This window comes from bacterium (assembly GCA_021372535.1).
Taxonomy (GTDB): domain Bacteria; phylum Latescibacterota; class Latescibacteria; order Latescibacterales; family Latescibacteraceae; genus JAFGMP01.
On sequence record JAJFUH010000182.1, the window covers coordinates 1 to 8031 of the forward strand.

Here is an 8031-nt window from a genome sequence, read left to right on the forward strand (position 1 = left end):
AGGTGCTGCTGATAAAGGAGGAATGTGCCCCCTCCATGGCTTCCGGCGTTCCGATGATCGCGGCGACAGGATGACCGTTGCCGAGGGCTTTCGCAAACACCGCAATATCGGGAACGACGCCGAATTTCAGGTGTGCGCCCCCGCAGGTGAGACGCCAGCCGATGGTGATCTCGTCGAACACGAGCAGCGCGCCGTTCCGGTGTGTTTCATCGCGGACATGTTCGAGAAATCCGGGGCCGGGATCGTTGTAGCGCGCGGGCTCCATGACCACCGCGGCAAGACGGTCGCCATGACGGTCGATGACATTCTGAAATTCCTCACGGCTGTTGTAGCGGAATGTCACCGTTGTACCGCGGAGTTCGCGGGGCACTCCGAGCGGTTCAAGACCGGGCAGGAGATGTCCCCTGAGGGAATCGTCCTCACCGAGATTTGCCGCCAGATACCAGTCGTGCCATCCCGAATAGCCGCATACGGCAATTATCGAGCGGTCGGTGGTCGCCCGGGCGATACGAACCGCGACCGCCATGCTCTCGCCCCCCGTTCGGGCAAACCGTACCCGTCCGGCCCAGGGATGAAGCCCGCAGAGAAGATCGGCCAGCCCGACCTCTTCGGGCGGATTGAGCGTGCTCATCGAACCGTAGCGAATCCGTCGCTGAACCGCGCGGGTAACCGCCGGGTGACGGTATCCGAGCAGGCACGAGCCGATTCCGTTCGTCGACAGATCCCAGTAGTGACGGCCGTCGAGGTCCCACACTTCGCATCCCCGCGCTTCGCGGTAATAGGCGGGCCACAGTTCGGGAGCCATCATTTCGGGCCGCTTGCTGAGGAGCTGCGTACCGCCGGGGATAACCCGTTTTGCATGGTCGTAGAGATCGCGGGTGACCGTTCCCGATTCCTCCGTGATACCGAGAAGACGGAGCGCGTTGTCGCAGAAGATGTCGCGGATGTCCCCGTCATCGAGACAGCAGATGTCGGCGGCTTCCCTGAGCGCCCGAAGCGATTCGAGCCCCACGAGCGTCGGATGACAGGCAGGCGATAATCCGTCCCAGGAAATCGTCTCATCGGACAGCCATACGAAACCGTCGCCGGCGGTCACACACCTGCCCCGCATCTCGGACACGCAGAAATCGCTGCCCCAGAGCAGCCTGCGCGGGCCGAATTCATCGAGTATCGCTGCGAGCGCCGAAGATTCGCACACCGCGGAGGTGTCGAACCATACGTTTTCGATCCCCCTGAGCGAGGATATTCCCTCGACCGTATTCGGTGCATGAAATCCGCGGGCGGCATGGGCGAGAATCAGTCTGGCGCGGGGATACTTTCTGCACATCTCACGGATTTCACGCTGGTTTCCGGAATCAGCGAGCGCCCGATCCCTGACGAGGTGAAGGGTGATGACGAGGCCTCGCTCGTCCGCGAGCTCCCAGACCCATTCGGGGAGATAACCCGCTATCGACGACTGAAATGTCGGGACTTCCGCGCTGAACGTATGATAGGGCTTGAAACCGGCGATGGCCGGATGTTGGAGCAGTGAAATCGCCTTTTCTTTCGGATAACCGGGCGAAACGCAAATCAGGCCCCTGCTGCCCGGCTCGTTTTCGAGCTGATCCGCCAGAAACCCGTTCGCGGGATCGATCGCGCACATCGGTACCGCGATGAAAAGGCCGCCGACAAGCCTCGATTCGCCGACCTGCCTCCCGATACACGCACGCCACACATCGATGGTGACCTCGTCGGGGCCGTCCGTAAAAATATTCGGTTTCGGAGCCTCCCAGTCGGCGACACGCCAGAGATGAGCATGGCTGTCGAAAATCCGGTCGGGGAGAAAGGAGGAAATCTCTCCGGCTACAGCTCTGTCAAGCTCGTTAAACGGCCACAACTCACCCATTATCGGTTTTCTCCGCCATGAAGATACAAATTACAGGATTCCGGTCCATGCATGAAGCGGATTAAGAGTGACATGAATACAATCAAGCCGACTTGCTGAATATATTTCAGGCATTGAACAACAAATATCAGGGAAAAACTAATTCATGAAGATACGAATATCAACAGGATTATTTATTTTGACATGATTTACAGGATGAACAGGATTGAATTTTCCGGTTATCTATAGCGCGATTATCGGAGCTTATGCCATTGCATGGGGATGAACAGGATTGAATTTTCCGGTTATCTATAGCTGGCCGTTATCCTGTTCATTAAAATCTTTTATAACAAGTCAGACCGGCGGAGTAATTATCTCAGGAGGAGCATTTTCCCGCTGGCGGTAAACGAGGGCGTCACAAACCGGTAGATATAGATGCCGCTCGCTGCCTGACGGCCCTTATCGTCAGTACCGTTCCAGAGAGTTCTGTGGAGTCCGGCGGAAAGGAAACTGTCCTCGGGCATGGCGACAACCATGCCGAGAATATCATGGATCGCGAGGGTGACATGGCAGCTTTCGGGCAGGTAGTATTCCAGCATGGTCGAGGCGTTGAACGGATTGGGAAATGGTTCACGCACCATGAATCCGGCGGGTTTTTCCTCGACGCCGGTGACCGTATCCGCCGCGACTTTCCCGCTTTCGGCGCCGTGCCCCGCAGCCTGGAGCCAGTAGTAGTACGAAACCTCGTTGAGCGGCACCGAGCTGTCGATGTATTCCGTCCTTCCTGCGCTCACCGAATCGACCAGCACCGTATGATGTTGTTCCCATGCGCTCAGCGAATCGGGATCGGAAAAGCTTGTTATGGGCACGGCATCGGTCGGCGACGATGTCTGCGAGCGGTAAATCCTGTACCACTCGACAGCGCCCTGTTCCTCGGAAGGCGAGAGCGACCACGTTATTCTGATTCTGTGGCCCTGATCGTTCCCGTTATCCGTAACGAGGACATTATACGGTGGATCGAGCGCATACCCGTTCCCCGTCTGTTCGATGAGGAGATCCCCTTTGCCGGAAACGGTAAATTTCACCCTGTCCGAATGTACGCCGAACGGGATTTCCGCGCCGCCGAACAGGATTTTCGAGGATCGCGGGGCATACACTTCCACATCGGTTTCGCCCGCGGTCAGAATATATCCGCTCACACGGGTTGAATCGCTGTAATCGAGGCTCATGGTGACCGTCGAAGACGCCGCGGCGAGAGTATCGCTTCCCGCGCTCATGGACGTTCCTCCGGCGAAAAAGAGGCTGAGAGGCGTTTTCCCCGGCGATTCGCTCACATACGCCCACCCGCTGTCGGTCGCATAGGTGCCGTTACCGGTGCGGAGGGTTGCAACCGAGTCGGCGGACGACGCGAACGCATAATCGACCGTATCGGCCCGAGCCACACGGACTCCGCTCCCGTTCGCCACATCAGCGATAGACATATCGGGCGGAGAGCCGCCGGTACGTTCGGGGCAGATGACTGTCAGAAAACGTTCGTCCGATCCCGTCTGGCTGACCTTGAGCACCGTATGGGTCAGCATGGGAGTCCGCGCGTATACGGCGTGCATCATATCCTCCGTTTCAAAGGTCAGATCGGACGAGCCGGTGGTAAAGGTCCGGCAGACAGCCTGTTCGCGCTCCCACATGCCGCCGCTGCCGGTCTGTGAAAACGTTCCGCCGGATGTCCCGCCGCCGTTGCCGTGGAAAAGGAGGGTATACTTCTTGTCCGCAGCGCCCGAAACCCTGTCACAGATGATAAAGTACCGGTGCCCGGGAAAGAGAACCGACCGGTACAAATCAGTTTCACGGTAGCGGGTTTTCGACAGCGCATAATCGACGGCTGCCGAGGAAAACCACTCCGTGAGGTATGCATTCCCGTCCCAGAAGGTCCTCGAATCGCTGCCGGTCACCTCTTCGGGACCCTCGCCGTCCACGAGGATAAGATTATGGTTGACGGGGAATCTCGTCTTGTCATGTTCCGCATAGCCGCCGTACCCGCTGTCGAGCATGAGCATCTCGCCGTACGCATGGAGGATGAACGTGTTCGGGTCGGGATGTTCATGCGCCTGACCGTTGACATTGGCCTCGCCGTGCTCGGTTAGGAAGAGGAGGTATACGGCGTCGTTATCCCACGAATTACGAAACCGGGCGAATCCGCTCTCAGGGTAAAAATCCGTCGGATTCAGCCCCAGTTGCGATGGTCCCGGATGAGCGGGCGGGACATCGTCGAACTGCGATATGTATTCGGGAAGGGCCTCCCTGACAACCCTCCTGCCGGTTTTTTCCCACATCCAGCGGAGCATATCCTTTTCGGAGTCATTTCCGCACCAGTAATACAGGAGTCCCGACAGGTCGAAGCGGACAGCCTCGTTATCGTCATACGGGGGACTGTATCCATCAGGCATGACTGTCCGTGACAACCAGAGGTGTGTATTCGCGAGCTCCTTATTTGTCGAAAAATCGAGAATCCCCCTGTTATTCAGCGCGGTCATAGCCGGGTATAACTGACGGAGGCTGTAGAGGTAGTAATTGGGACCTTCGGCCCATCCGCCCGCAGGTTCGCCGTTATCGCCCGTTATGGTCATGGTGTCGAGAATGGAAGAGAGCCTGCTCCGTGCGCGCGAGAAATCGGCCTCCGACCCGGATTCGTCATAGATGACGAGCGCGAGAGCGGCAAGGGCGCTGTAGAGCTTTACATGATGGTTGTCCGAACGGCCGGAGCTGATATAGGCGACCGACAGAAAGTCACGGCCGATGCACGGAGAAAAGAATTCCTCGTTCCAGTCGCGGGCCATGTAATCCCTGAGCGACGATAGCTTTCCACGGATCGTGGTCTCCATATCCGGTACGCCCAGAAGGGTGAAATCATACCCGGCTCCCTTGAGAATGTCGTACGCTTCGCACCAGAACATCGCAGTCTCCGACACATCGAGATCGCTCGAAAACCAGCCGGTATAGCCGCCTCCCGGAATGTAGAACAGGCACCGCGCCGCCTCACGGCCGTATGCGGCATGGTTCTGTGCGGCAGTGTCGCCGAACGCATATGCGAACGCGAGCATTTTGGCGTAATAACTCTGGGTGACTTTGGGCACATCGGCCTTGTCCCACGAGACATTTTTCAGGAGAATCGCGTCCGCTTCCTTCACGAGCTCGGCAAACCACGATGCATACGGCTCCCGTGACAGCCGCTCCTGAATCACACCGATGTCATCGTTCGTATATATGATAAAAGGATGGGTTTCCGTCAGAGCGCACGATATGCCCGGCCACAAGAGATACATAAGCGCAGACAGAACGTACAAAAAAACAAAAATGATTCTGCAAAACAGTGTGGGTTTTTGTGGTTTTATAATTCTCAATGTGTCATTCCAGTCCTGAAATGTTGTTCAAAAAACCTCGGAAGTTTCGTAAAAGCAGCTATCTTTTACCTTTATAGATATACAACATTTTCATACGCTTTGCCAATACAATTTCCGGTCGTTGTTTTCTGTTCTGAATCCAGAAAATGGAACGGACAAAAAAATCCCGGTTTCATTAAAAACCGGGAATTCTGAAATACGTGCAAAACACCTGAAATTCTTTTCGTTATAACTCAACATTCATCGTTTCGAGCTTTTCGATTTCCACCTGAAAATCATAGATGAATTCCTGCGCTTTCTGCTGGAGCCTCGAAATAATCATATCAATAATCTCAGGATCGTTATGCTCATTGACAATTTCTTCAATCCGGGCATTCATATCGTCAAGAATTTCATAGAGATCGTCAAAGTTTCTTTCCATAAAAAATCACCTCACTTAAGATCAATGGCATTTCATTCCATTCCATAACATTATTGTATTCGCTTAAACTACTCGCGCCCTGTGTCTTTTAGTATACATGCATATAACCTCAAATGGTTCCCTTTTTTTTCAGTTTTTTACAAAAAATTACAAAAATATTTTTGATCGGTTTGAAGCCTAAGAATATAACTTGTTGTAATTTATTCTTTTTTCAAAATCCAAACTTTTGATTGAAAGAATGCCGCTGAAATATTTTTATATGTGTGTTCTTTCTCTTGTTCGTCGTGCCGTTTGACATTATCATGTGTATAAACCAACGAACAATTGTATTCAAGCTCAAAGGAGAAAATTATGTTCCACGCTCATGAAGACTCCACACGGCGTTCATTTCTGAAAACCGCTACTGCGGCGGCGCTGGGAATCTCATCGGGCATTATCGCCCGGAATGCCACTGCACAGCAGGCTGCCAGTGCTTCCAAACGACCGTTTGTAACCGGGGTCAAAGGTAAAAAACTCGTGGGCTGTTATGCGAGCACCAAAGAGGTTCTCGAAGAACCGAAATATATGGACGCCCTCCAGGAACGTCTCGGTGTCAACGCCATCATCTGCTATACGGGTATCAAAATGCCCGACTGGCTCAAGGCGATGAATCCGCTCAGGGATAAGGGCTGGATGGGCACAACCCCGGCCAAGGACGACGACGACTCGGAGCTCGTAAAAACAATCGATGAGGTGCACCGCCGCGGGATGGATTTCTGGCTCTATTACACCGGCCACCATTACGGCCAGCAGTACCGTCCTGTCTGCGCGGAAACATTCGAGGGTGTTCCCTTCTCGGAGCTTCCGCCGACACCCTATTCGCTCTGCCGGCAGCTCATCACCGTATGCTTCAACAAGCCCGAGGTGGCGGACTGGGACCTGACAGCCTACACCTACGGCGCCCGGACCTACGATGTCGATGCGGTCTATGTCACCCACTACCGGTATGCGAATCCGTCGTTCTTCAACAACCTCTTCGGCTGCGCATGTCCCGACTGCAGAAAGCTCGCATACGACATGGGATATGATTTCGAATCCATGGAGAAAGCCAGCCGTAATCTCCGCAGGAATCTGAAATCAATGGACAGCGCAAAAATCCGTCAGGCGGCGAAGACGGGCTTCACATTCACCGATTTTCTCCAGCTCCTCGGCGAGGACAGCGCGGTCGTGGACTGGATGAACTTCCGCGCCGGTGCAGTCGGCATGAGAATGAGAGGAATCCGCAATTCGATCCACCAGGCGACGGGCGACCGGGCACAGTTCATATCCGACACCCACAACCCGACTCTGTCGCTCTATGTCGGCCATAACTATGCGGACCTCGTGCATGGCGCATCCGATGGTCTCATGCCTCTCGCATGGCTCGATTACCAGCACATCAGCGCTGTGGCGTCATGGGCGAATCTCCTTGTCTCATGGATTCCAGGGCTGGACGAAGAAACCGCGATCACCGCAGTGCTGAAGTTCTTCGGATGGGACGAGCTGCCCATTCAGCGGAAAAGCATCGCCGATTTCCATATCGGGATCGACCCATCGGTGCATTCCGATGAGGAATTCTACAGGTACTTCAACAAGGAGGGAACGCTCGCCCTTTGGACACACGAGATGGAGCGGACCGCCATGTTGAATACGACCGGCATTCCCTCGTTCCCCATCATCAAGGGGCACCAGTGGACCGAGAAAATATCCCGCGAGCTCATGGACAGGTGCATGAGCATGGGGCATACGGGGTATGTTCTCCAGCGGACTGAGCTGTTTATCGACAAGAGCAAGCTGTAAATTGAAAAAAGGAGGGGGCTGTCGATTGCTGCAACGTTGCAGCAGATATTTATACCGTAATCCGGCTGAAAAGACGCACGGAATTGAAAGCGTGGTGAAAAAATCTACATGTCTGAATTTTGGTTGTCATGGATCGGCACTAAGTGCCTATCCCCGATTAATGATTCGGGGACATGTTTACATACTGTTGCCCCCCCCATAATCCATTCTTAATTGTAATGAATTGATTATGAACAGCATAACACCTTTCGGAATTTCCGATTTTTCAACCCCATTGAAAAGCCCGTGGAAACAGGCTTTTCACGGGGTGCCCTTTCCTTGGTTACTTCCTTTGGGCACGCAAAGGAAGTAACATCTAAAAAAGTGTTCTTAAAAATGTGGGGTTTCAGATAACAAATTCACTTGGCTCCCCCAAAAATCCACAATGACAATTTCATTGTAATGAATTGATTATGAACAGCATAACACCTTTCGGAATTTCCGATTTTTCAACCCCATTGAAAAGCCCCGCGGTCACAAGCGTTTTTCGG

At 53.9% G+C, this 8031-nt stretch carries 4 protein-coding genes; 1 reads left to right on the plus strand and 3 read right to left on the minus strand.

Annotation, left to right across the window (positions count from 1 at the left end):
• From LLG96_16020 to LLG96_16030, 3 genes are all read right to left on the minus strand, one after another.
• A partial coding sequence (locus LLG96_16020) for an aminotransferase class III-fold pyridoxal phosphate-dependent enzyme (protein MCE5251715.1) occupies nt 1-1885 on the minus strand: 1885 nt, incomplete at its 3' end.
• Nucleotides 1886-2235: 350 nt separating this feature from the next.
• Nucleotides 2236-5184 carry a heparinase II/III family protein gene (locus tag LLG96_16025; GenBank protein MCE5251716.1) on the minus strand — a complete coding sequence of 983 codons (2949 nt, stop codon included), beginning with the start codon at nt 5182-5184 and terminating at the stop codon, nt 2236-2238.
• A gap of 304 nt (nt 5185-5488) precedes the next feature.
• A complete protein-coding gene (locus LLG96_16030) occupies nt 5489-5683 on the minus strand; it encodes a hypothetical protein (GenBank protein MCE5251717.1) in 195 nt (64 codons plus the stop codon).
• A 351-nt stretch (nt 5684-6034) separates the two neighbouring features.
• Here LLG96_16030 and LLG96_16035 point away from each other — a divergent pair, with 351 nt between their 5' ends.
• A complete protein-coding gene (locus LLG96_16035; protein MCE5251718.1) occupies nt 6035-7501 on the plus strand; it encodes a hypothetical protein in 1467 nt (488 codons plus the stop codon).
• Nucleotides 7502-8031 lie beyond the last annotated feature (530 nt).